The 22293-nt window shown below is 59.5% G+C and carries 19 protein-coding genes; 7 read left to right on the top strand and 12 right to left on the bottom strand.

Annotation, left to right across the window (positions count from 1 at the left end):
• Window positions 1-160 precede the first annotated feature (160 nt).
• Window positions 161-2077, bottom strand: coding sequence for a M48 family metallopeptidase (locus HDE80_RS01240; protein WP_184667097.1), 1917 nt, complete (start codon window positions 2075-2077; stop codon window positions 161-163).
• A 65-nt stretch (window positions 2078-2142) separates the two neighbouring features.
• Window positions 2143-2730, bottom strand: a complete 588-nt coding sequence (locus HDE80_RS01235) for a LemA family protein (RefSeq protein WP_184667094.1) — start codon at window positions 2728-2730, stop codon at window positions 2143-2145.
• A gap of 55 nt (window positions 2731-2785) precedes the next feature.
• Here HDE80_RS01235 and HDE80_RS01230 point away from each other — a divergent pair, with 55 nt between their 5' ends.
• Window positions 2786-4075: a serine hydrolase domain-containing protein gene (locus HDE80_RS01230; RefSeq protein ID WP_184667739.1), complete on the top strand. Its 1290-nt coding sequence runs from the start codon at window positions 2786-2788 to the stop codon at window positions 4073-4075.
• Between the two features lie 72 nt (window positions 4076-4147).
• Here HDE80_RS01230 and HDE80_RS01225 read toward each other — a convergent pair whose 3' ends face one another.
• From HDE80_RS01225 to HDE80_RS01190, 8 genes are all read right to left on the bottom strand, one after another.
• On the bottom strand, window positions 4148-5194 hold the full coding sequence (locus HDE80_RS01225; RefSeq protein ID WP_184667092.1) for an energy transducer TonB: 1047 nt from the start codon (window positions 5192-5194) through the stop codon (window positions 4148-4150).
• A gap of 390 nt (window positions 5195-5584) precedes the next feature.
• Window positions 5585-6088 (bottom strand): met regulon transcriptional regulator MetJ, encoded by a 504-nt coding sequence (metJ, locus tag HDE80_RS01220; RefSeq protein ID WP_184601926.1) that lies wholly within the window; start codon window positions 6086-6088, stop codon window positions 5585-5587.
• Window positions 6089-6809: 721 nt separating this feature from the next.
• Window positions 6810-7205: a glycine cleavage system protein GcvH gene (gene gcvH, locus HDE80_RS01215; protein ID WP_184601925.1), complete on the bottom strand. Its 396-nt coding sequence runs from the start codon at window positions 7203-7205 to the stop codon at window positions 6810-6812.
• A 101-nt stretch (window positions 7206-7306) separates the two neighbouring features.
• Window positions 7307-8407: a glycine cleavage system aminomethyltransferase GcvT gene (gene gcvT, locus HDE80_RS01210; protein WP_184667090.1), complete on the bottom strand. Its 1101-nt coding sequence runs from the start codon at window positions 8405-8407 to the stop codon at window positions 7307-7309.
• Between the two features lie 103 nt (window positions 8408-8510).
• Window positions 8511-9134, bottom strand: a complete 624-nt coding sequence (locus tag HDE80_RS01205; protein WP_345776402.1) for an alpha-ketoglutarate-dependent dioxygenase AlkB — start codon at window positions 9132-9134, stop codon at window positions 8511-8513.
• Between the two features lie 25 nt (window positions 9135-9159).
• Window positions 9160-11085, bottom strand: a complete 1926-nt coding sequence (gene cysC, locus HDE80_RS01200; protein ID WP_184667088.1) for an adenylyl-sulfate kinase — start codon at window positions 11083-11085, stop codon at window positions 9160-9162.
• Entirely contained in the window at window positions 11085-12002 is a 918-nt protein-coding gene (cysD, locus tag HDE80_RS01195; RefSeq protein WP_184667086.1) for a sulfate adenylyltransferase subunit CysD, read from the bottom strand. Before cysD ends, cysC begins: the two co-directional genes overlap by 1 nt.
• A gap of 55 nt (window positions 12003-12057) precedes the next feature.
• Window positions 12058-13455, bottom strand: a complete 1398-nt coding sequence (locus HDE80_RS01190; RefSeq protein WP_184667084.1) for an amidase — start codon at window positions 13453-13455, stop codon at window positions 12058-12060.
• Window positions 13456-13626: 171 nt separating this feature from the next.
• On the opposite strand from HDE80_RS01190, the gene HDE80_RS01185 reads away from it, so the two are divergent.
• Window positions 13627-15228 (top strand): electron transfer flavoprotein-ubiquinone oxidoreductase, encoded by a 1602-nt coding sequence (locus tag HDE80_RS01185; RefSeq protein ID WP_184667082.1) that lies wholly within the window; start codon window positions 13627-13629, stop codon window positions 15226-15228.
• A 45-nt stretch (window positions 15229-15273) separates the two neighbouring features.
• Here the strand turns inward: HDE80_RS01185 and HDE80_RS01180 are convergent, their stop codons facing one another.
• Window positions 15274-16206 (bottom strand): glycosyltransferase family 2 protein, encoded by a 933-nt coding sequence (locus HDE80_RS01180; RefSeq protein ID WP_345776391.1) that lies wholly within the window; start codon window positions 16204-16206, stop codon window positions 15274-15276.
• The gene (locus HDE80_RS01175; RefSeq protein WP_184667080.1) at window positions 16199-17185 is read right to left on the bottom strand and encodes a glycosyltransferase family 2 protein; all 987 of its coding nucleotides are present in this window, start codon (window positions 17183-17185) and stop codon (window positions 16199-16201) included. Before HDE80_RS01175 ends, HDE80_RS01180 begins: the two co-directional genes overlap by 8 nt.
• A gap of 308 nt (window positions 17186-17493) precedes the next feature.
• On the opposite strand from HDE80_RS01175, the gene HDE80_RS01170 reads away from it, so the two are divergent.
• The 5 genes from HDE80_RS01170 to HDE80_RS01150 are packed head-to-tail and all read left to right on the top strand — an operon-like array spanning window position 17494 to window position 22184.
• Complete coding sequence (locus HDE80_RS01170; protein WP_184667078.1) at window positions 17494-18255, top strand: electron transfer flavoprotein subunit beta/FixA family protein; 762 nt, start codon at window positions 17494-17496, stop codon at window positions 18253-18255.
• A 56-nt stretch (window positions 18256-18311) separates the two neighbouring features.
• Window positions 18312-19256: an FAD-binding protein gene (locus tag HDE80_RS01165; RefSeq protein WP_184667076.1), complete on the top strand. Its 945-nt coding sequence runs from the start codon at window positions 18312-18314 to the stop codon at window positions 19254-19256.
• Window positions 19257-19289: 33 nt separating this feature from the next.
• Entirely contained in the window at window positions 19290-20417 is a 1128-nt protein-coding gene (locus HDE80_RS01160; RefSeq protein WP_345776390.1) for a glycosyltransferase, read from the top strand.
• A gap of 4 nt (window positions 20418-20421) precedes the next feature.
• Window positions 20422-21213, top strand: coding sequence for a class I SAM-dependent methyltransferase (locus tag HDE80_RS01155; protein ID WP_184667058.1), 792 nt, complete (start codon window positions 20422-20424; stop codon window positions 21211-21213).
• Entirely contained in the window at window positions 21210-22184 is a 975-nt protein-coding gene (locus HDE80_RS01150) for a lysylphosphatidylglycerol synthase domain-containing protein (RefSeq protein WP_184667056.1), read from the top strand. The genes HDE80_RS01155 and HDE80_RS01150 overlap by 4 nt, the downstream gene beginning before the upstream one ends.
• Window positions 22185-22293 lie beyond the last annotated feature (109 nt).

Genomic DNA, 22293 nt, shown 5'->3' with positions numbered 1-22293 from the left:
TGACGAGATGAGTTCAAGAGCCTATCCACGGGGGTACACAAAAAGACTAGCACGCACCTGTGGTGCTTCTGCCACGGCATACGATTTTCCGGGCTAGATCCTCGGTGCTGCGAGGAGATGTCTGAATTCGCAGATACGCATCGCCAATGAGCGAATCCTGCTAGACGTGCTGCAGCTCCACTTGCGGCGGTAGTGGGCAGTGCAGGCTTGCGCAGATCACCCGCACCAGCTCAGCCTCTTCGGAGGTGACCACGCCATCAGCCTGAATCGCACTGACCAGACTCTGGATCAGCATCTCCTTCGCAGTTGGCATCAATCCGTCCAGATCAGCCAGTGCTCGTTCGAACGGCGCCTGCCACGCCGCTGGCGGCATTTGCCAGTCGAGGGCTTCACCTGGGAACGCCTGCTGCATCGCCAGCAGCCACGCGCGTCGTGAGGACGTCTCATCGGTGGCGCCGTAAGTGGCGACCACGGCACACACCAACCGCACGCTATCGCGGCAGGCCGGTAATTTTTTCTGACCATCCACCGGCGCACGTCGTGGCTGCGTGGCCTCGATCAACTGCATGCGTAGTAGTCGAATCAGGCAGTAATCGTCCAGATCGATCCGGCCATCCATTCGGACCAGCGCATCGAGGGTGCCCAGCAAGGTCTGACGGCGCCCATCCGGCAGCTGCTTGAGCGCTGGGAAAGCCAGTGAGACCAACGGCATGCGCAACGCGGGCGACAGAGCATTCACATCGGTACCGAGCACGGTCGCAGCATGCTGCACATCATCACCGAACGCATCGGCGATGAGTCGCTGCTGCGGCATCTGCAGCGTATTGTGCGTGGATGCTGCCAGGGCAAGCACCAGCAACAGCGCCGACTCGGGTTGCTGCGCGGCAAGTGTCAACGTGTCCGGAAGGCTTTGCCGCAAGACACCAGCGTGCTGGAAACTGCCTGCATTCGAAGGGCTGAGTTGCGTCGCGACAGCAGACGTACTGGCGTTGGAAACCGGCAACGGCGGCGGTGCAAAACCCGATGTAGACGGATCGTCGGTCTGGGCAGCACCGCGTGCTGCCGGCGCGTTTCGCAGCGATGTCGCCAGCCGCTCTAGCTCCGCTTCCTGAAAGCCGGGCTCCAACGCGCGAATGCGCTTCAGCAGCGGCGGGTGCGTGGCGAACAGCGCGTTGAATGCGCCTGCTTCGCCGAACAGCATGTGCCCCACCTCCTGCTTGTTGGCCACCTGCAGCTCGGAACCTTCGCTGAGGATCGCGATTTTTTTCAGTGCGCCGGCGATACCTTCGGTCTGCCGGGTGAACTGCACCGCCGAAGCGTCGGCCAGTGATTCACGCGAGCGCGCTACCGCAGCCTGGATCAGCCGCCCGAAAAAGTAGCCGATATAACCAACCGCAACCAGCGCCAGCCCGATCATCCAGACCTGACCACCGCCATCGCGACGATTGCTGCGGCCGCCACCGAACCAGATCACTTGGCGGCCGACGATCGCCAGCACCAGGATGCCGAACAGCAAACCCATCAGACGGATGTTGAGCCGCATGTCGCCATTCAGGACATGACTGAACTCGTGAGCAATCACGCCTTGCAGCTCGTCGCGGCTCAGCTGATCGAGGCAACCGCGGGTCACACAGATCGCGGCGTCGGATGTCGAATACCCGGCGGCGAAGGCGTTGATGCCCGGTTCGTTCTCCATCAGGTAGATATCCGGCACCGGCACACCGGCGGCGATTGCCACTTCCTCGATCACATTGCGCAGCTGGCGCAGCTGTGGGTCACGGGTATCCGGTGGAACGGGAACGCCACCCACGCTTTCGGCCACGGTTTTGCCACCACCGGACAGGCTCATGATGCGGAACAACGAACTCAACGCGATACCGCCGATCACCACGATGGTGCTGGTGAGCAACAGCGTCACGTTCGACCTTGCCGGTTCGCCGTTGACAGGCCGGTGCCCCAGGCTGATCCATACCACCGCATCGATCACCGCGACGATCGCAACGACCGCGAGCACGAACAGCACTACCAGTCGACGGCTGCTGCCGCGCACGCGCGCCTGCTGAGCGAAAAAGTCCATCGTGTCTCCCGCGAAATACCTGGCGCGAAAATCTATCGTGACTCACATCTCGCCGGTATCGGCTATCAGGTGAAGGAAACCTTCGGCACGTCGCGCACGGCCGGATCCTCGACCTTCAGCGGCTCGGCCGCGGCAAAGTTGAAACTGTTCGCCACAAACGAGCTGGGAAACACCTCGCGCTTGTTGTTGTAGGTCAACACCGAATCGTTATAAGCCTGACGCGCGAAAGCGACACGATTCTCGGTGGAGGTGAGCTCTTCGGAGAGCTGCATCATCGTCTGGTTGGCCTTCAAATCCGGGTACGCCTCGCTGAGCGCGAACAAACGACCCAGACTTTGGGTCAAAGCGTTTTCGCTGCCGGATAATTGCTGCATCGCAGCTGGATCGCCGGGGTTGGCCTTGGCACCAGCCAGCCCGCTCACTGCCGCATTGCGCGCCTGCACCACTGCCTCCAGCGTTCCCCGTTCATGCGCCAGGTAACCCTTGGCTGTTTCCACCAGATTCGGAATCAGGTCGTGACGCCGGGTTAACTGCACGTCAATTTGCGCAAAGGCATTCTTGTAGCCATTGCGCGATGTCACCAGTCCGTTGTAGATCGCCACGAAGTACACGACAATCAAAACGATAAGCACGAGAAAAATGATCAGCCCCATCGACATACTCCCCACTTTGTGGCGCATCCCCACGCCGGAACCACGTCAGACTACCATGCAGTTCAAGAAGTGTTTTTTGCTGATCGCGGGCGCACTCGGAGTGGCCAGTCCCGTGATTTACGCCAAGCCCCCAGTTGCAGCTCCAAAATCGCCAACGCCTGCTGCCACGGAACAGGCCCTGCCGTCGGCACGAGTCAAGGACACCCTGGCCGACTACCAGCGTTGGCTCGATCAGCTCGCCGAGCGTCATGCCGTTGCCGGCCTGGCGACGGCGGTAGTGATCGACAACAAGGTGGCTTTCGAACGCACTGTCGGCTACGCCGATGCGTCGACACAAAAGCCGATCACGCCCGATACCGTATTCCGACTTGCCTCACTGTCCAAGGCCTTTGCCACCGCGCTTGCCGGTTTGCTGGTGCAGGACGGCAAGCTGAGTTGGGATACCAAGCTGGTGGACGTGCTGCCGTACTTCAAGCTCAAGGATGCACAGGCTGGCGCAACAGCGACGGTCAGCGACATTCTCGGGCAGCGTCTCGGTCTGCCGCGCAACACCTACGACAATATGCTTGAAGGCGAGATCCCCTACGAAGAACTGGTGCGCAAGCTGGACGAAGTCGACATGGCCTGCGGCGTGGGCCAGTGCTACGGCTACCAGAACGTGGCCTTCGGCATGATCGGCGACGTCGTCCTGGCGCGCACCGGCGACTTTTTCTACCGGCTGGTGGACAAGCGCATCTTCTATCCGCTTGGCATGACGACGGCGAGCTACGGCCTGGCGGCGCTGGAATCGAGCGAGAGCTGGGCGCGTCCACATCGGCCGTCGGCCCATGGCTGGATACCGTTCGAGCCGACCGAAACCTACTACCGCGTAGCACCAGCCGCCGGCGTAAATGCCAGCCTGCGTGACATGGAAAAATGGTTGATCGCGCAGATGGGTGGACGTCCGGACGTCCTTCCTCAATCCATGCTCGATGTACTGCATACACCCGGCGTCACCACGCCCACCGAACTGCGTGCCACACCTTGGCGCAGTGCACGCCTGAAGTCGGCCGACTATGCCCTCGGCTGGCGCGTCTACAACTACGCCGGCGAAACGCTGATTTACCACGCAGGCGCGGTCGCCGGCTATCGCACAATGATCGGCTTTTTCCCGAAGTATCACGCCGGCGTCGTCACTCTGTGGAACTCGACCGGCCCGGTCCCCAGCGGGTTGATGCCCATGGTGTTCGATGGTCTACTCGGCTTGCCCCACGTCGACTGGGCCGGGATCGAAGGTAGCACTGCACCCGCAGCTGCTACACCACACAAGAAAAGCAAACCTCGCACGACACGTGAACATGACTAATTAGATGACTGGCTCAGTAAAAAAAACGGCGCCTATCTGCGCCGTTTTTTATTTCCACGTGTGAATCTTCTGTCAGAGATTGAACTCGATTCTCTGCTCTCGCGTACTCGGAACCGCTTCGCCATTTTTCATTGCCGGAGTAAAACGATAGTGCGCGACCGCATCTATGGCGGCACGATCGAATACCCGCTTGGGTTGCGAGCTTGTTACATGAATATCGCTCGTGCGGCCGTTGGGATCGATGGTGAATGCCACGATCGCCCAACCGCCCTGATGCCCACGTAGAGCGCTCTGCGGATAGATCGGCTCGGCGCCTTTCACCAAAATAGCCTCGCTGTTTTTCCCGCTATTGCCGGTCCCGGTCCCAGCGCTATCGCCGGCATCATCAGTCGCAGGCTTTACTGCTGCAACCTGCTGGGTGGGCGGTGGCGTTGCGCGAGCTTGCCGTGCCTTCAGCTGTGCGGCTTCGGCTGCCTGAATCTTCTGCTGCTCCGCGAGTTTGTCGGCTTCGGCCTTTTCCGACGCGGCTTTCTGCGCCGCCAACTGCTGAGCCTTCTGCTGGTCCACCACCTGCTGCTGTTGCTTGTCCAGCAATTTGCGCTGGGCATCAAGCTTGGAACGCAGGATGGTCAGCGTGAAGTTCGCTGGGTCAGCTTTGGCCAACAGATCGATCTGTCGCTGCGACTCGTCGAAGTCGCGCGCGTTGATGACCTGCTCTGCCGATGTGGCGGCATACGGGAAGGTCTCGCGCAGTGCGTCCGAAGCCACCTGATTGTTCGGCTGCTTTTGCAGCACTCTTAGATAAAATTCGAAGGCATTGTTTCCTGCCGGCGCCAGATAACGCTGCTCGTTGATCGCCTTGCGCGCTTCGCCAAGCAGCTGGTTAACGTCCATTGATGCGACGTCGGCCGGCGGCGGCGGTGTCTTACCCGTGGAAGCCGATGCGGGTCCCGATGGATGACCACCCGCATCTTCCAGCATCATTTCCTGATGCGGCTTGATGATCAGAAACCATGCACCGATTACCAACACGGCGAGCACGACAATGATGGCAACGACCAGAGGCTTGGCAGCCCCACGCGCACGATGACGCTTATCGAGTAAGTTTCGGGTATCCATGGTCTCTCGCTGAGTATCGACTAGATACCCGCGCTTTTTCCCCCTGTAGGAGCGAGCAGCCCCCTGACTGATCACGGCGCGGATGTGTGAAAGGTAACTCCTAATGATGCAGCACGGCAAATCGCGTGAACGATGGGGGCGTATCGGGAGAATTGACGCCAAGGCCCGCAAGAAGATTCGGCTCCAGCCGTGCCATGCAAAATCCGCCAGAATCGAAGCAAGCAGCTGGCCAGGAAGCCAAGAGCTGCTGCGTCGGCGACTTTGCAAACCCCAGAAACGAAGCGTCCCGGCAAGCCGGGACGAATATTTTCGAAGTGCTCTCCCTGCGCTGGGCACCGCAGGGAGAGAAGTCTCGATTACCTAGTTTTATTGATGTACGTAGAGCGTTGCTTACTTCTTGGAGGTCTTGGTGGCTTTTACCACCTTGGCCGGTGCAGCTTTCTTGGCGGCCGGCTTCTTGGCGGCAGCCTTCTTCACAGCTTTCTTGGCTGCCGGCTTCTTGGCGGCAACTTTCTTGGCGGCCGGCTTCTTGGCGGCAACCTTTTTCACTGCAGCTTTCTTGACTGCAGTCTTCTTGACGGCAACTTTCTTTACGGTGGATTTTTTAGCAGCCTTTTTGGCGGCCGGTTTCTTTGCGGTGGTTTTCTTGGCAGTGGCCATAGTTCGTCTCAGCTCCTCATCAGTTGGCAGTGGTTGCCCAGTAAAAGCGTGCAGGAACGCTTCAACCAACAAGTCGCTGTTGGTAGCGTGCCTAAGGTTGTTCACTTGACGGTGCGTACGCAAATCGGAAAGCCGCCGCAAAACATGCAGCGGAATCGAGACAGTGATCTTGCGTACCGCGTTTGCCTTTTCACCGTGCTCGACATACGGCTTAATGAATTTTGCTGTTGCCATAACGCACATTCCCCGTGATCTGTTGCGAAAGCTATCCCTGAAGATTTCAACTGTCAATTGATTTTAACCATGAAATCAATTGACTTCACCCTTTTCGGAACCCCCTGAAATCCTGCTACAGCAAGGCTTTTGCGACCATGACTGGTAAAATACATGGACTTCTAGACGTCTATATGAAAATCGTGATTAAAATATCAAATCGCCCGAAACCTTTGCGGCACAACGATTTCAAGCCATTCGATGCCTACGGAAGAATAAATGGCCCGATAAAAGCGTGATGAAAACGCACTGGTTTTCGACGAATCGCCAGACGTCCTGGACATGAACGGGACACCACTGAAATTCCAAAAAAATATTTTTTGAAGGCCCTCAAAAATATCCTTTTCTGCGACCAACATGTCTCTCGATGGCGCCGCCGCGAGGCGACCATCGCGCCCCCGACTTTGTCACACCAGGCAAAAACCGAAGACTGGCTGCCATCACGTTAGTCACTGCAATGATCGATTTATGCCGCAGCGGTATCGACGTCCACCACGCAAAAGTGCGCTGACCAGGTTCGCGTTTGCCTCCTGATGTGCAACCTCATCGAGCAATCGAAACCTCAGCGAGCCTGTCTCGCCACAACGATACTTTTTGTTCTGCGTGTACTTCAAAACAGCCACCTCAAAACATCAACGGCCGCAAAAGCGGCCGTTGATGTTTTGACGCGGAAGCCAATGCTTCAGTGATCTTCGTTCTCGACCAGTTCTTCGTACTCATTCGCATCGAGAAGCTCATCAAGTTCGGCACGATCGCTGGGGCGGACCAGAAAGATCCAACCGTCGCCATAAGCGTCTTCGTTGATGGTTTCCGGCTTGTCGCTGAGCGTCTCGTTGATCTCGACGATCTCCCCGGAAATCGGCGAGTAGATATCCGATGCCGCCTTCACCGACTCCACCACTGCAGCACCAGTACCGGCCTTCACGTCGGAACCAACCTCCGGCAGTTCAACGTACACCAGATCGCCAAGCTGGCTCTGGGCATGGTCGGAGATGCCCACACGAACCAGGCCGTCGTCTTCGACGCGGGCCCACTCGTGGGACTTGAGGAATTTCAGATCGCCAGGAATCTCACTCATGATCGGGTCCAGTGGTTGGTTAAGCAGGTTGATGGGGGGATTCTAGCTGCATCCGACGCACGGCAAAACGTACGGCAACTGAATCACGGCCCATGTGTATTTCAGATGCCCTCGCAAGGCTTGCCGTCGCGCACAAATGGATACTTCACCAGTCGAACCGGCACCTCGCGACCGCGGATGTCCACTCGCACGTCGCCAGGTGCACCGGCCGGAATACGGGCAAATGCCACGGCCTTGTTGAGCGTCGGCGAAAAGCTGCCGGAAAGTATCTCGCCCTCGCCATTGGCGGTGAGCACTTTCTGGCCGTGACGCAAAACACCCTTGTCATCCAGCACCATGCCGACCATCACTCGTGGCACACCAGCCGCTTTCTGCAGTTCAAGCGCCGCTCGGCCGATGAAATTGCGACCCTCGTCCAGCGAGATGGTCCAGGCAAGGTTGGCCTCCCATGGCAAGACATCCTCGTCCATATCCTGGCCATAAAGATTCATGCCGGCTTCGAGCCGCAGTGTGTCACGCGCACCCAGTCCCGCTGGAGCGACGCCGGCGGCGGCGAGCGCCTCCCACAACGCGACGGCATGCTCGGTTGGCACGATGATCTCGAACCCATCTTCGCCGGTGTAGCCCGTGCGTGCGATAAATAGCGGCATGCCATGCGGACCCTGCGCCGCGGCCGATGAGAACTTGCCGAGCTTTTCGATGCGCGGGCGATCGTTTTCGTTCAGCAGACCCAACACCTTCGCGCGCGCGTTCGGACCCTGCACCGCAATCATCGCGAACTCGGGACGCTCTTTCACCTCGACTTCGAATGCCTTGGCCTGCTGCTCGAGCCAGGCGATATCCTTGGCGCGAGTGGCGGCGTTAACCACCAGCCGGAAGTGCGCCTCGTCAAAGAAGTACACGATCAGATCGTCGATGACGCCACCGCGCTCGTTGAGCATGCACGAGTAGAGCGCCTTGCCGGTGACCTTGAGCTTGTCCACGCTGTTGGCCAGCAGGTGGCGCAAAAATTCACGGGTGCGCGCGCCCTGAAGATCGATCACCGTCATATGCGACACATCGAACATGCCAGCGTCGCGCCGCACGGCGTGGTGCTCCTCGATCTGCGAGCCGTAATTGATCGGCATGTCCCAACCGCCGAAGTCGACCATGCGCGCGCCGAGCGAACGATGGGTGGCATTGAGTACGGTCTTGTCGGTCATTGCGGTGTCGCCTGCAGGAAAGTCGCCCATTATCGTCGCCGGGTCGGAGCAATCCAAGCGACAGCGTGCCACGGCCTTTGCTGGCTTCACTCATACGCGGGATTCAGTCGGACGCCTGACCCACCCATCGAAAGGTAAGGTTGATCCGCTCGGTGCTTACCGTGCGGGTCTTCGGCACCTCGTGGCGATAAAGGCGCTGTGTATCGCCAGCCATACGCAGCAGGCTACCGTGCGACAACGGCAGACTCAGCGTGTCGCCTGGCTCCGCCTGCACACCTCGCGGAAACTTGCGGCGCAGGCGTAAGGATCGGGTAACACCCAGGCTCAATGAGGCGATCACCGGTTGCTCACCCAGCTCAGGCTCGTCATCGCTATGCCAGCCCATCGAGTCGCGGCCATCACGATAGAGGTTGGCCAGCACACTATTGAAGGACGCTCGGCAATCCGCCTCGATATGACGACGCAACGCCATCACAGACGCAGGCCACGGCCGTGGCTCGAAGCGCGTTCGCGAATAGGTGTAACCGGTGCCCGCATCACCGATCCAGCAACTCAGCCGTGGCGAAGCGACCTCGCGACCGAACAGTTTGATGTAGTGCATTTCCCACGGAACGGTCGCCAGCAAATCGGCCTGCAACACGTCCGCTTCATGCGGCAGCAGCCACGAAGGCCACAGCTTGACGTCAGCACCCGGCAGATCGATCCGTTGCCAGGATGATCTCAAGATATCTGTCACGGCAGGCGAATGGCTGTCATTCGGCAGACTCTTCTGTATCGCCGTCGACCACATCATGAGGCGCTGCAATGCCGGCCAGTAGCCGTTCGGTCAATTGCTCGGCCAGATGCTCGGCATGTTGACCTGATGAGTGCAGATGCACATCCGGGGATTCTGGCCGTTCGTAGGGAGCATCGATACCGGTGAAGTTACGGATCAGGCCAGCGCGTGCCTTCTGGTAAAGACCTTTTGCATCACGGCGCTCACACTCCTCCAGCGGCGTGTCCACAAAAACCTCCATGAACTCACCTTCGGCAAACAACTCCCGCGCCGAACGCCGCTCGCTGCGATAGGGCGAGATGACGCTGACCAGCACGATCAGGCCGGCGTCCACCATCAGGTGAGCCACCTCCGCGATACGGCGGATGTTCTCGACCCGGTCCTCGGGCGTAAAACCCAGATCCTTGTTGATGCCGTGGCGTACGTTGTCGCCGTCCAGCAGATATGTGTGATATCCCAGAACGTGCAGGCGTCGTTCAACCAGATTCGCAATAGTCGATTTGCCGGCACCGGAAAGACCGGTGAACCAGAGGCACAACGGGTGCTGCCCCTTGCTGCGGCCCCGCACTACCTTGTCGATATCGACATGCTGCCATTGCACGTTGGATGAACGGCCCAGCGCATAGTCCAACATGCCGCAGGCCACCGTGGCATTGCTCTGACGGTCGATCAGGATGAATCCACCGAGCGTCGGGTTGGTCGCAAAGGATTCGAAGGCGATCGCGCCATCCATCCCCATCGTGCAGTAGCCGACCTCGTTGAGCTCCAGATGACGCGCTGCAAGTTTCGCCTGCGTGTTGACATCCACTTTGTGCTTGATCGACATCACACGGGCATTGACCTCGCGTGTGCCGATCTTCAGCACATACGTGCGATTGGGCAGCAGAACGGCATCGCCCATCCACAACAGATGGCAGTTGAACTGATCGGCGACAGGCGCCGGGCGCAGCGCGGCGGCGATGACGTCACCACGGCTGGCATCTAACTCGCGGTCCAGACAGAGCGTGACGGCCTGACCGCTGGATGCACTCAGCAGATCGCCGCTGGCTGTGACAATGCGTTCAATACGTGCGCGCTGCACGCCGGGCTGCACTATCACCTCGTCACCACAGGTCACACGACCGCCGCAGATAGTACCGGCATAGCCGCGAAATGATTGGTCAGGTCGACTTACCCACTGCACCGGCATGCGGAAATCGTCGGCCTGCGCGATCGTTGCATCCGTCGACTCGAGCAACTCAAGAAGACACGGGCCGTCATACCAAGTCATGCAGGAAGACCGCGTGCCAACGTTTTCGCCCGTTGGCGCGACCACCGGCAGGCACTGCACACGAGCGATGCCGAGATCCTTTGCCAGCACGCAGTATTCGTCCGCGATCGCATCGTAGACCGCCTGGTCGTAACCGACCAGATCCATCTTGTTGACCGCCAGCACCACCTGTCTGATACCCAGTAACCCGCATATATAGGTATGCCGGCGCGTTTGCGTCAGCAAACCTTTGCGCGCATCTACCAGCACTACTGCCAGCTCCGCGTTGGAGGCGCCAGTCGCCATGTTGCGCGTGTACTGCTCATGACCGGGACAGTCGGCCACAATGAAGCTGCGCCGCGCGGTATGAAAATAACGGTATGCCACGTCGATGGTGATGCCCTGCTGACGTTCCGCATCCAGGCCGTCGGTGAGCAGAGAGAAGTCGAGCTTGTCGCCCAGCTCCGCGTGCAGCTTGCGGCTGTCGCGCGTCAATACGGCCAGTTGATCCTCCGGCACCATGCCTGCGTCGTAGAGCAGGCGGCCAAGTAGCGTGCTCTTGCCATCGTCCACGCTGCCACAAGTTATGAAACGGAGCAGTCGTTTGGCGTTCGAGGCCGACACCTCAGTTGGCGTAACGGTTCCCGTCGCCATCAGAAATAGCCCTCCTGCTTCTTTCGCTCCATGGATGCGGAAGGATCCTGGTCAATCACCCGCCCTTGTCGCTCCGAGCTGCGCGAACGCGCCATCTCGTCAATGATTTCAGCCAACGTCGACGCCGACGATTCCACCGCGCCAGTCAGCGGGTAACAGCCCAGCGTGCGGAAACGCACCTCACGCATCTGCACGGTTTCGTCTGGCTGCAAAAGGAAGCGATCATCATCGGCCATGATCAATGCACCATCACGTTCGACCACCGGCCTCGGCTTGGCGAAGTACAGCGGCACTACTGGGATGTTCTCGCGCTGGATATAAAGCCACACATCCATCTCAGTCCAGTTCGACAGCGGAAATACGCGCACGCTTTCGCCTTTGCGGATGTGCGTGTTGTAGGTGTGCCAGAACTCCGGTCGCTGGCTTTTCGGATCCCAGCGGTGCTGCGCATTGCGGAAGGAAAAGATGCGCTCCTTCGCGCGCGACTTTTCCTCGTCGCGCCGGGCGCCGCCGATGGCGGCATCGAAACGATATTTATCCAGTGCCTGTTTCAGTGCCAACGTCTTCATCACATCGGTATGCACCGTAGCGCCATGCGTTTGCGGTGATATGCCCTGGCGCACACCCTCTTCATTGATATGCACCAGCACTTCGACATCGCCTGCCGCGGCCACTTCGTCGCGGAACGCGATCATCTCGCGGAATTTCCAGGTGGTATCCACGTGCAGCAAGGGCATCGGCGGTCGCGCCGGAAAAAAGGCCTTGCGCAGCAGGTGCAGAAGTACCGAGGAATCCTTGCCGATGGAATACAGCATCACAGGATGCTGGAAGCTTGCCGCCACCTCGCGAAAGATATGGATGCTCTCCGCCTCGAGGTCATCGAGATGGGAGTGCCGCTGCGGGGATTGAGTTGTCATGGCCATCGAATGAGTGGCAGGAAGCCGCCATAAGGGGCTCTATGTTACGCGATCATCACGCAATGACTGGATACGCTGGCTCGGCATCCAACGTGGCCGCGCACACCGACGCCAGTTCCAGCAGACGCAGATCCGAGCCACGCGCACCGACCAGTTGCAGACCGATCGGCAAACCATTGGGCAAGGTGCCCATTGGCAGGCTCACCGCCGGGCAACCGGCAAGGCTGGCAAAGCTGGTGAGGTCGGCCTGCGAATCGGGTACCGGGCCATCGAGTGGAAAGGCGCCCTGCGACGTGGTCGGCAGGACCAGTACGTCGACTTGGGCGAACAGTCGGCGCATCTTTAACGTAGCTGCATCAAGTACGCGATCGGCAGCAGCATAGTCGGCGGCACTCTTGCGAGATGCATAGCCTAGCATCTCGCGAAAGCGAGCCGATACCGGGTACTCGGTATCGGCTAGATCAGACGCGAAGGTGCCAAGCATTTCTGCTTCCATCAATAACAGCCCAGCGCGCCGGGTACGGGCAAAATCCCAGTCATCGAAATCCACCGTTCGTCGATCACCCAGCGCATGCGGCAACTTTGCCATGGCTGCCTCGAACACCGCGATCACCTCCGGCTGCACGCCAACGGCAGCCAGATCAGGCAGCAGGCCAACGCGCAGATTGCCCGGCTCCCAGTCCGGCAGCGCGAAAGCAACGCGTCGCCGGCGCGAACGCGCGTCATCGGCGTCATAGCCGGTCAGCACCTGCAGCAGCACGGTGAGATCCTCCACGCTGCGTGCCAGCAGGCCAACGGAATCGAGCCGGCGCGCAGCAGGCACCAGGCCACGCGCGGAGATTTCGCCGTGAGTCGGCTTCAATGCATACACACCACAGTAACTGGCCGGAATCCGGATCGAACCCAGGCTGTCCGAGCCCACCGCCGCCACGGCGAGGCCCGCGGCAACCGCCGCGGCCGCACCGCCAGACGAACCGCCGGCGGTATAACCGTGACGATGCGGATTTTGCGTCGCGCCGAAGTGTGGATTGTCGGTCACCGCACCCAGCGCACCTTCATCCATATTGGTTCTGCCTACCAGCACGGCGCCGGAGGCACGCAGCCGCTGCACGACATGCGCGTCATGCTCCACTGGCTCGCGCCTTCCGGGCAAACCGGCACGAGTCGGCCAGCCGGCCACATCGAAGTTGTCCTTCAGCGCCAGCGGAATACCGTCGAGTCGTCCGATCGCGCCATCACGACGACGGCGATCGGCCATATGCGCCTGATCCTGCAACAGACTGGAACGCAGATCGACGTAGGCATTGAGCTGCGGATTGATCCGTTCAATCGCCCTCAGATACACCTCGGACAGCGCGCGCGCCTGTACTCGCCCGCTCGCCAGCCAATGCAGCAGCTGGCACAACGTGGCGCGGCGCAAGTCGAGATCGGCAATCGGCGACGTCGAATTCATGGTGTCTCCTTGAGATGCCTTCCGATTATCGCGTTGACCGGTTAACAGATTGCAAGTTGGGCGGTATGCGTTGCCGCGCCACGCATGAATCCGGACAATACCCATGAATAATCGGTTTGCAACCGATCCATGCTCATTCTTGTAGAAATTCTTTTAAAAACGGAGCCAACCATGAGCGAGCGCGAGACGATGGAATACGACGTGATCGTCGTCGGTGCCGGGCCAGCCGGCCTGTCGTTCGCGATCCGCCTGAAACAGCTCAAACCGGAGATCACCGTCTGCGTGATCGAGAAGGCCTCCACCATCGGCGCACAGATTCTTTCCGGCGCGGTGATCGAGCCGCAACCGCTGGATGCATTGCTGCCAGGATGGCGCGATAACCCGCCGCCGATCTGCGTGCCAGCCGGTGAGGACGAGTTCTGGCTACTCAGCAAGGAAGGCGGCCGCAAGCTGCCGGTGCCGCCGGGCATGCGCAACCACGGCAACTTCATCGTGTCGCTGGGCGCGCTGTGCGCGTGGCTGGCGCCACAGGCCGAAGCGCTGGGCGTAGACGTATTTCCCGGCTTTGCTGCTGCCGATACCATTTTCAATCAGGACGGCTCGGTCGCCGGTGTCAGCATCGGCGACATGGGCGTGGCCAAGGACGGTTCGCACAAGACCGGGTACACGCAAGGTATCGATATCAAGGCCAAGGTCACCGTGCTTGCCGAAGGCGCACGTGGCAGCCTGACCAAACAACTGATCAAACGCTTCGAACTGGACAAGGGCAAGGATCCACAGGGTTATTCCATCGGCATCAAGGAGCTGTGGCAGCTGCCTGCCGGCCGTGGCACATCGGGCAAGATCGTGCACAGCTTCGGTTGGCCTGCAGACAGCCATACCTACGGCGGCAGCTTCATCTACCACCTGGATGGCGATCGCGTAGCCCTCGGCTATGTAAGCGGACTCGACTACAGCGACCCCGATTACAAACCGTGGGAAGCGTTCCAGCAGTGGAAGAACCATCCTTCGCTGAAGCCACTGCTGGACGGCGGCGAAATTCTGTCCGCCGGCGCGCGCGCCATCGTCACCGGTGGCTACCAGTCGTTGCCAAACGTTGAGATGCCTGGCGCGTTGCTGATCGGCGATACCGCAGGCCTGCTCAACGTGCCTAAAGTGAAAGGCACACACCAGGCGATCAAGAGCGGCATGCTGGCCGCCGAGCATCTGGTCGCGAACGATCTGAAATCGGCCGGCTTCAATGCCAAGCTGCGCGCCTCTGACGTGATGGCCGAGCTGAAGAAAGTCCGCAACATCAAACCCGCCTTCAAGAAGGGACTGTGGTTCGGTCTGATGAATGCCGCATGGGAAACCGTGCTTAACGGTGCCTCGCCGTGGACGCTGAAGAACAAGGCCGACTGGTCTTCACTCCACAAGCTCGGTGCGCAGGAAGAGCCAAAGCGCGACTACGTGCAACGAACGCTGGCGCCGCGTGATCGTCTGGCGGGCGTCTACTTCGCTGCGACCGAGCACGACGAGGATCAGCCGATCCACCTGCATGTGTCCGACACTTCCATATGTGTCACCCAGTGCGCCGAGGAATACGGCAACCCCTGCACGCGCTTCTGCCCGGCCAGCGTCTATGAAATCGTGGACGATGCTGCGGGCAAACGCCTGCAGATCAACGCCGCCAACTGCGTGCATTGCAAGACCTGCGACATCAAGGACCCGTACCAGATCATCAACTGGGTCACGCCGGAAGGCGGCTCGGGGCCGAATTACCAGAACATGTAGTGGCTGCAGCCACATCGGGATCAATGCGACAAGGCATTAGATTCGTCAGCGCAGCAGGTCGGCAGGACACGCACCCTGCCGACCACGCAAGCCATCCAAAAGTCCGCGCAACATGAAGCGCAGATTGCGCCACCGCGGTCCGATCAGCACGCCAAATAGAAACAGCTTCACCAGCACGCGCGGTACATCCTGTGCAATCCACACCCATGGCGTGTGCCGCATACCGTACAGCCGCAGTCGATTACGCATCATGTAATACAGTCGCGACGGCCCGTGCACCACGATTTTCCCCACGCCAAACGGCAGCGCACGACGATCATCGCCCAAGTGATGATGCATGGTGGCCGAACATACGCCATACAGCGCATAGCCTTTGGCCCGGGCGCGAAAACTCCACTCCATATCGACGTTGTCGATAAACAGCCCGGCATCCATCGCACCGACGCGATCAAGCACTTCAATCGGAATCAGCGCACCCGAGCTGATAAGAAAATCACAGGCGATGGATTGCTTATCGCTTTCGCACCACAGCTTTTGACTGCGTGGAAAACCGATGCGCACAAACGGCGCATCCCGATCCTCGCGTCGATCATGAAAGCGTGGCCCGACTGCACCGACTAGGTTCTCGCAGGAAAGGTTCTGTAGCGCCATCAGCAATGCCACCACCATCCCTTCACCCGGCTCGCTGTCCTGGTCCAGCAGCAGGACATGCTGAAAGCCCTGCGAGCGTGCCCAGTCTATGCCCGCATTCTGTGCCGCCGCCAGCCCCACATTGCACGGCTGTCGCAGGAGCGCTCCGCGACAGGCGGCCAAAGTCTGGCTCAATGCCTGTTGCCAGACACCATTGCTGGCATTGTCGACCAGCACCACCGCGCCGACCTGCGGTGCAACGGCACTGACCAGCTGCTGCAGGGACTGCAGCTCCGGCTGATAACTGACGATCACCGCACAGACCGTCATGGCAGAATAATTACCCACGTCGCAGCATATCCCGCAGCGCGGAGCGCCCATCGACTCCATAAGTCCGATAAAGACCCGCCCGGACTTCTCGCAGGATGGGCAGTACACGTTGACAACGCGGCAGTCGCCCGATTGCCACGCGCCGTTCCACATGTGCCCGTTTGTGTCTGACCTGCGCCGCCCGTTCGCTCCCCATCTCCGATCCGTCTTTTGCCAGGAAGCGCTCTAGCCGCCTCAATCGTTTCGCTTCGGCGCGCAGCAGCCGTCCACGCGAACGGACCAAGTCATGCCATTTTTTCGCCAGATTGCGTTTTCGCATGCCGATCTGGTTACCGGCATGCTGGCGATAGTCGATAAGCGGCTCGTCGATGAAGTCCATCCGACCCGATGCCGCCACCACCACGGTCAGCCATTCGTCGTGAATCCATCCCGGCGCCACAGGTAACGCCATCTCAACCAACTCGCGACGCAGGGCCGTCGTAGCACCGGTGGCAAAGCTCCGACGCAGGGCAACCTCGAACGCACGACCACTGTGGATGGCCTGTTTATCTTCCGGAGTCATCTGCAACGCATCGAACAGCGAGTAAGGCAGGGAAACACCCTTGGCATTCACCAGGCGTGCGTCGGTATGCAGCAATAACAAAGACGGGTCGCTGCTGAAACGCGCCGCCATTACCGCCAGCTTGTCGATACGCCAGACATCATCCTGATCACAAAGAAACAATACGTCACCACTGGCCTGCCGCATGGCCAAAGAAAAATTTTCCACACAACCTATATTTTGTGCGTTCTGCAGCAGGCGTATCTCCACACCCAGATGACGAGCCTGTTCGGCAAATGTCTGCAACATGTCCATGCTGGCATCGGAGGAACCGTCATCGCTGATCACGATTTCATCCGGCAGGCACGTCTGTATCAGCAAACTGTCGAGCTGAGGCTGGAGGTAGATGGCTCCGTTATATGTGCACATCACAATGGAAAGGCGTGGTTGCGTCATCGTTACTACGTTGTTTGATAAGAGGAACCCTGCGCCAAGCCATCGCGCCACAGCACCGATCTGCTCAGCGCGTCATATATCGCTCAGAATGACTCATGACAATACCCGATGGGTATTTTGTGCCTGTTTCACACCCCGTTCGCGCATCATACTGAAACGCCCCGGTGGCCATCTGAATCCCGTGATATCCAACGTGATATCCAATAAGAACAGAGCCCATCTGGCTCCGGCTCCAGCTCCGGTTAGAATAGTCCATTGTCTGATCGCCGCAGGCACCTCGCGGATACCGTAAATAAAAGGAATCGTTGATGAAAATTCTGGTCGGCTACAAGCGCGTCGTGGATTACAACGTACGTATTCAGGTCAAGTCCGATGGCAGCGGCGTGGTCACCGATGGCGTCAAATTGTCGGCCAACCCGTTCGACGACATTGCGCTGGAAGAAGCACTGCGCCTGCGCGAGAAAGGTGTCGCCGAAGAAGTGATCGTGGTCGGTATCGGCCCAGCCGATCTCACCGCGCACCTGCGCAACGGCCTGGCCATGGGTGCCAATCGCGCCATCCACGTCGTCACCACCGATGCCGTGCAGCCACTGACTGCAGCGCGAGTGTTTCTGAAGCTGATCGAAAAAGAGCAGCCGGGGCTGTTTATCGTAGGCAAGCAGGCAATCGATGACGACGCCAACCAGACCGGCCAGATGCTGGCGGCCTTGTGGGACCGTCCGCAGGCGACCTTCGCCGGCAAGATCGACGTATCTATTGAGAGCGGTGCCACTGGCAAAGTCACGGTTACTCGCGAAGTCGATGCCGGCCTGGAAGTGATCGAGGCCGAACTGCCGGCAGTGATCACCACCGACCTGCGACTCAACGAGCCGCGCTTCATCAAGCTACCCGACATCATGAAGGCGAAGTCCAAACCGATCGACAGCATCGAATTCGCGTCGCTGGGCGTTGAAGCTCACGATCATCTGAAGACCACGCACTACGCCGCGCCCGCCAAACGCAGCAAGGGCGTGATGGTGAAGGATGCGGCCGAACTCGTCGCGGTGCTGAAGCAGAAAGGTCTGCTCTAAGCAGCGCTCTGACTTCCAGCCGCCCGACATCTACATAGAAATCCCGGAGATTTCCCATGAGCAAGATTCTTGTTATCGCCGAACATCTGGACGGCAAACTCAACCCTTCCACGGCACGCGCCGTGAGCGCAGCAATAGCCGTGAAGCCCGAAGCCATCGACGTACTGGTGCTCGGCGACAGCGTTGACGCCATCGCCGCCGATGCGGCGATGATCGAGGGCGTGAGCCGGGTGCTCACCGTCGCCCGTGCGGAAAATGCGCACCCGCTCGCTGCCGTGCTGGCGCCGCAGATCGCCAAGGCCGCCGACGGCTACAGCCACGTATTCGCACCATCCACCACCTTCGGCAAGGACGTCGCCCCGCGCGTCGCCGCGCTGCTTGGCGTCGCCCAGGTCAGCGACGTGATGAGCGTCGAAGCCAGCCACACCTTCAAGCGGCCGATTTACGCCGGCAACGCCATCATCACGGTCGAGGCGAATGCCGATCATGCCGTGGTCGCCACCATCCGCACCGCGTCGTGGCCGGCCGCCAACAGCGGCTCCAACAGCGCGCCGATCGAAGCGCTGACCTTGGACGTCACCCTGCCAACGCATACACGCTTCATCGAACTGAAACAAGGCAGCAGCGACCGTCCTGACCTGCAGAGCGCCGGCAAGGTCGTTTCCGGCGGCCGCGGCGTTGGGTCGAAGGAAAACTTCGAGATCATCTACAAGTTCGCCGACAAGATCGGTGCCGCCGTGGGTGCCTCTCGCGCCGCCGTCGACGCGGGCTACGTACCGAACGAAATGCAGGTCGGTCAGACCGGCAAGATCATCGCCCCGGCGTTGTACATGGCTATCGGCATCTCCGGCGCCATCCAGCACCTCACCGGCATCAAGGACGCCGGCACCATCGTCGCCATCAACAAGGATGGCGAGGCGCCGATCTTCGAGATTGCCGACATCGGCCTGGTAGGGGATCTGTTCAAGATCATTCCGGAGCTGGAACAGACGCTCGGCTGATTCGGGGACTCATCCGCCATGTCGCGATAAAGCGTGCGCATCCTTTATTGGGGAACCTATGACGTCGGGAAACCGCGTACCCGTCTGCTTCGGGATGGCTTGCGGTCGAACGGCGTCACGGTGGATGAAATCCATTCCGATCTCTGGCGTGGCATAGAAGATAAATCCCAAGTTCGGGGCGTGACCCGCAAACTGTGTCTGCTGGCGCGCTGGCTTTTTTGTTACCCGCGACTGCTCTGGCTACTTTGTCGCGTCACGCGCCCGGATGTCCTCATGGTGGGATTCCCGGGCGTGCTGGACGTGCTGCTGGTGGCGCCGATTGCGCGCATACGTGGCATCCCGCTGGCATGGGACATGTTCATGTCGATATACGACACCGTCGTCGAAGATCGAAAGCTGCTGCGCCCGCATCGGCTGCCAGCCCGGGTGTTGCATGCGCTCGAAGGTTTTGCGCTACGTCGCGCGGATCTCGTCTTTCTCGATACAAGGGCTCACGCCGAGCGCGTTGAAAATTTGTTCCGGATCGAACGCGGCACTATCGGCTCGGTATGGGTCGGTGCGGAAGCCACGCACTTTCACCCCAGCGAAAAATCAGCCCTGCCGGGAGAGCAGCTCATCGTGCTGTTCTATGGGCAGTTCATTCCGCTGCATGGGATCGAGACGATCATCCTCGCTGCCCGGCTGATGCGCGACGAACCTGTGCACTGGCAACTGATCGGCCGTGGCCAGGAAGCGCCACTGATCGAGGTCATGCTTCGCGAAGATCCGTTGAGTCGACTGCAATGGGATGCATGGGTCGACTATGCCGAATTGCCGAAACGGATTGCAGACGCTGATATATGTCTCGGGATTTTCGGTACATCCGAAAAAGCCGCCTGCGTGATTCCAAACAAGGTCTTCCAGATCGTCGCGATGGGGCGCCCCGTGATTACAAGAGACTCACCCGGCATACGTGAATTGTTGACGAATACCCCACCATGCAGTTATCTGATACCCCCGCACGACGCCGAAGCGCTGGCCGATGCCATCAGGGACTTCGCCATGCACCGCGTACCGGAGATGTCTCGCTGTCATGCATCGCTCGAGAGGAAAGTTGACTCGCACGCGATTGGCAGGCAATGCATTGCACTGCTGAATCACACATTCGATCTGGAAGGCTGATCCCATGGAAGTCATGCCACTGTTTGGTCCATCGGCTCCCGAAGAAGGCTGGGTACCGGCGCCTCGCTATGTGCTCAGGCGGCAGCGCATTCTCCGGCAACTGCAGGAACTGGCACCTTGCAAGGTCATGGAGATCGGCTGTGGTGCCGGCATGCTGCTGCAGGAATTGGCCGCTCGCGGCTTTCAATGCAGCGCGCTCGAAAGCTCGGTCCAGGCACGTATGCTGATTCAGCGACTTGCTGGAAAGGCCGGGTATGCCATCGATCTTCATGAAACCTCATCCGAAGCATGGCGAGGTCGCTTTCCTCTGGTGATGGCCTTCGAGGTGCTGGAACATATCGAGGACGATGTTGCTGCGATGCGGGAATGGGCATCGTGGCTTTCATCGGGAGGCACCATGCTCATCTCCGTGCCCGCACATCCACGGTTATGGAACGCGGCGGATGTCTGGGCAGGGCATTATCGGCGCTACACCCGACAGGCACTGATGCGTGTGGTATCGGATGCCGGCCTCGAGATCGAGCGCATCGAATGCATTGGTTTTCCATTGGGAAACCTCACTGAGCGCATGCAGGCTCATGGCATCAAGCGCAGATTGTCCGCCGAACAGCGCGATCTCGGATATCAGGCCAATAGCGATCGTAGTGGCGTCGATCGCGATCACGTCATGAAATGGTTTCCGCTCATGCGTTCACTCCCTGGAAGAATGGCCATGCATGGTGCATTGATGGCCCAGGCGATGACTTCAGCGCTGCCGCTCGGCAACGGTTATCTGCTGCGCGCGCGAGCCCGGTGATCAGACATCTGCTGCGCCCATTCGGCATCTTGCTCGCGATCGTCGCGAGCGCCTACTTCGTGATGCATGCCTATAGGGCATTGGATGGTCAGAATATTGCCGCCCTGCTCGATGCCCGAGTATTGCTTTCAACCGCAGCATTGAGCCTTCTGTATGCCTTGCTGATACCAACCACCGGCATGGCCTGGACGTGGCTGCTTCGATCACTTGGACAGGACGCGAAATCCAGCCGTCTGATTGCGATTCTTGCGACGACCCAATTCGGGAAATATCTGCCGGGAAATGTGGCACAACACATCGGCCGCATCGGTCTCGCCCGTGCATATGGTGTGGCACTTCCAGCCACCGTTTTTTCGATGGCCTATGAAACTCTTTTGACGGCCGTGGCATGTGGACATATCAGTGCACTCGCATTGATCTGGGCGCCGCCTAGCTACCTCTCCATCTGGCCGCTGGCCCACTATCGCGTGCCACTGCTGATCGCGATCAGCATCGCCGCGGTCCTTGTGCTGCTGATCGTTCCACATTTGTCATTGAGGATTGCGCACTATCGCGCCACCCAACGGGGCCAGCATGATTACGTGCCGCCGAAACTGCGGCTTGACTGGTTTTCGATCGGCAAATGCTATGCCACCTACCTGATCAACTTCATGCTGGTCGGGGCTGGCCTGTGGCTGGTTGCCCGGGTACTTCCGGACTCAGGCACAACCACCCCGAGTGTTGCATTCCTCACAGGAGCATTCGCCTGCAGCTGGATCCTCGGTTTCCTCGCTCCAGGTGCGCCAGCAGGACTTGGCATCCGGGAAGCCATGTTGAGTCAATGGCTGGTCGGCTCCATGCCCGCGGCAAGCATCGTGGTGCTGATCCTGCTGCTACGTGTATCGACCACTCTGGGCGACCTTCTCAATTTCATCTGGGGAAGCATCGCGATCGGAAGGTGGCGCAGACGTGATGTGTCTGCAGGGTCATGAACCGCAAAAAGTGGTATAGCTCAGACGATAAACCATTATCAATGGTCAACGACTAGAGTAGTTCCACCGTTGATACTCGAGATAGCACGACCAGCTTTCGATGCTTGGC

This window comes from Rhodanobacter sp. A1T4, assembly GCF_014207185.1.
GTDB lineage: Bacteria > Pseudomonadota > Gammaproteobacteria > Xanthomonadales > Rhodanobacteraceae > Rhodanobacter.
Note: the sequence above shows the minus strand (reverse complement) of the source record. Positions and strands in the feature narration are given on the sequence as shown.

Coding starts and splice junctions, on each gene's coding strand:
- HDE80_RS01225 (WP_184667092.1), bottom strand. CDS start 5,194: ATGGATACCCGAAACTTACTCGATAAGCGTCATCGTGCGCGTGGGGCT.
- HDE80_RS01230 (WP_184667739.1), top strand. CDS start 2,786: ATGCAGTTCAAGAAGTGTTTTTTGCTGATCGCGGGCGCACTCGGAGTG.
- HDE80_RS01155 (WP_184667058.1), top strand. CDS start 20,422: ATGGAAGTCATGCCACTGTTTGGTCCATCGGCTCCCGAAGAAGGCTGG.
- HDE80_RS01170 (WP_184667078.1), top strand. CDS start 17,494: ATGAAAATTCTGGTCGGCTACAAGCGCGTCGTGGATTACAACGTACGT.
- HDE80_RS01165 (WP_184667076.1), top strand. CDS start 18,312: ATGAGCAAGATTCTTGTTATCGCCGAACATCTGGACGGCAAACTCAAC.
- HDE80_RS01185 (WP_184667082.1), top strand. CDS start 13,627: ATGAGCGAGCGCGAGACGATGGAATACGACGTGATCGTCGTCGGTGCC.
- cysD (WP_184667086.1), bottom strand. CDS start 12,002: ATGACAACTCAATCCCCGCAGCGGCACTCCCATCTCGATGACCTCGAG.
- gcvT (WP_184667090.1), bottom strand. CDS start 8,407: ATGACCGACAAGACCGTACTCAATGCCACCCATCGTTCGCTCGGCGCG.
- HDE80_RS01235 (WP_184667094.1), bottom strand. CDS start 2,730: ATGGGGCTGATCATTTTTCTCGTGCTTATCGTTTTGATTGTCGTGTAC.
- HDE80_RS01175 (WP_184667080.1), bottom strand. CDS start 17,185: ATGACGCAACCACGCCTTTCCATTGTGATGTGCACATATAACGGAGCC.
- metJ (WP_184601926.1), bottom strand. CDS start 6,088: ATGGCAACAGCAAAATTCATTAAGCCGTATGTCGAGCACGGTGAAAAG.
- cysC (WP_184667088.1), bottom strand. CDS start 11,085: ATGGCGACGGGAACCGTTACGCCAACTGAGGTGTCGGCCTCGAACGCC.
- HDE80_RS01240 (WP_184667097.1), bottom strand. CDS start 2,077: ATGGACTTTTTCGCTCAGCAGGCGCGCGTGCGCGGCAGCAGCCGTCGA.
- HDE80_RS01190 (WP_184667084.1), bottom strand. CDS start 13,455: ATGAATTCGACGTCGCCGATTGCCGATCTCGACTTGCGCCGCGCCACG.
- gcvH (WP_184601925.1), bottom strand. CDS start 7,205: ATGAGTGAGATTCCTGGCGATCTGAAATTCCTCAAGTCCCACGAGTGG.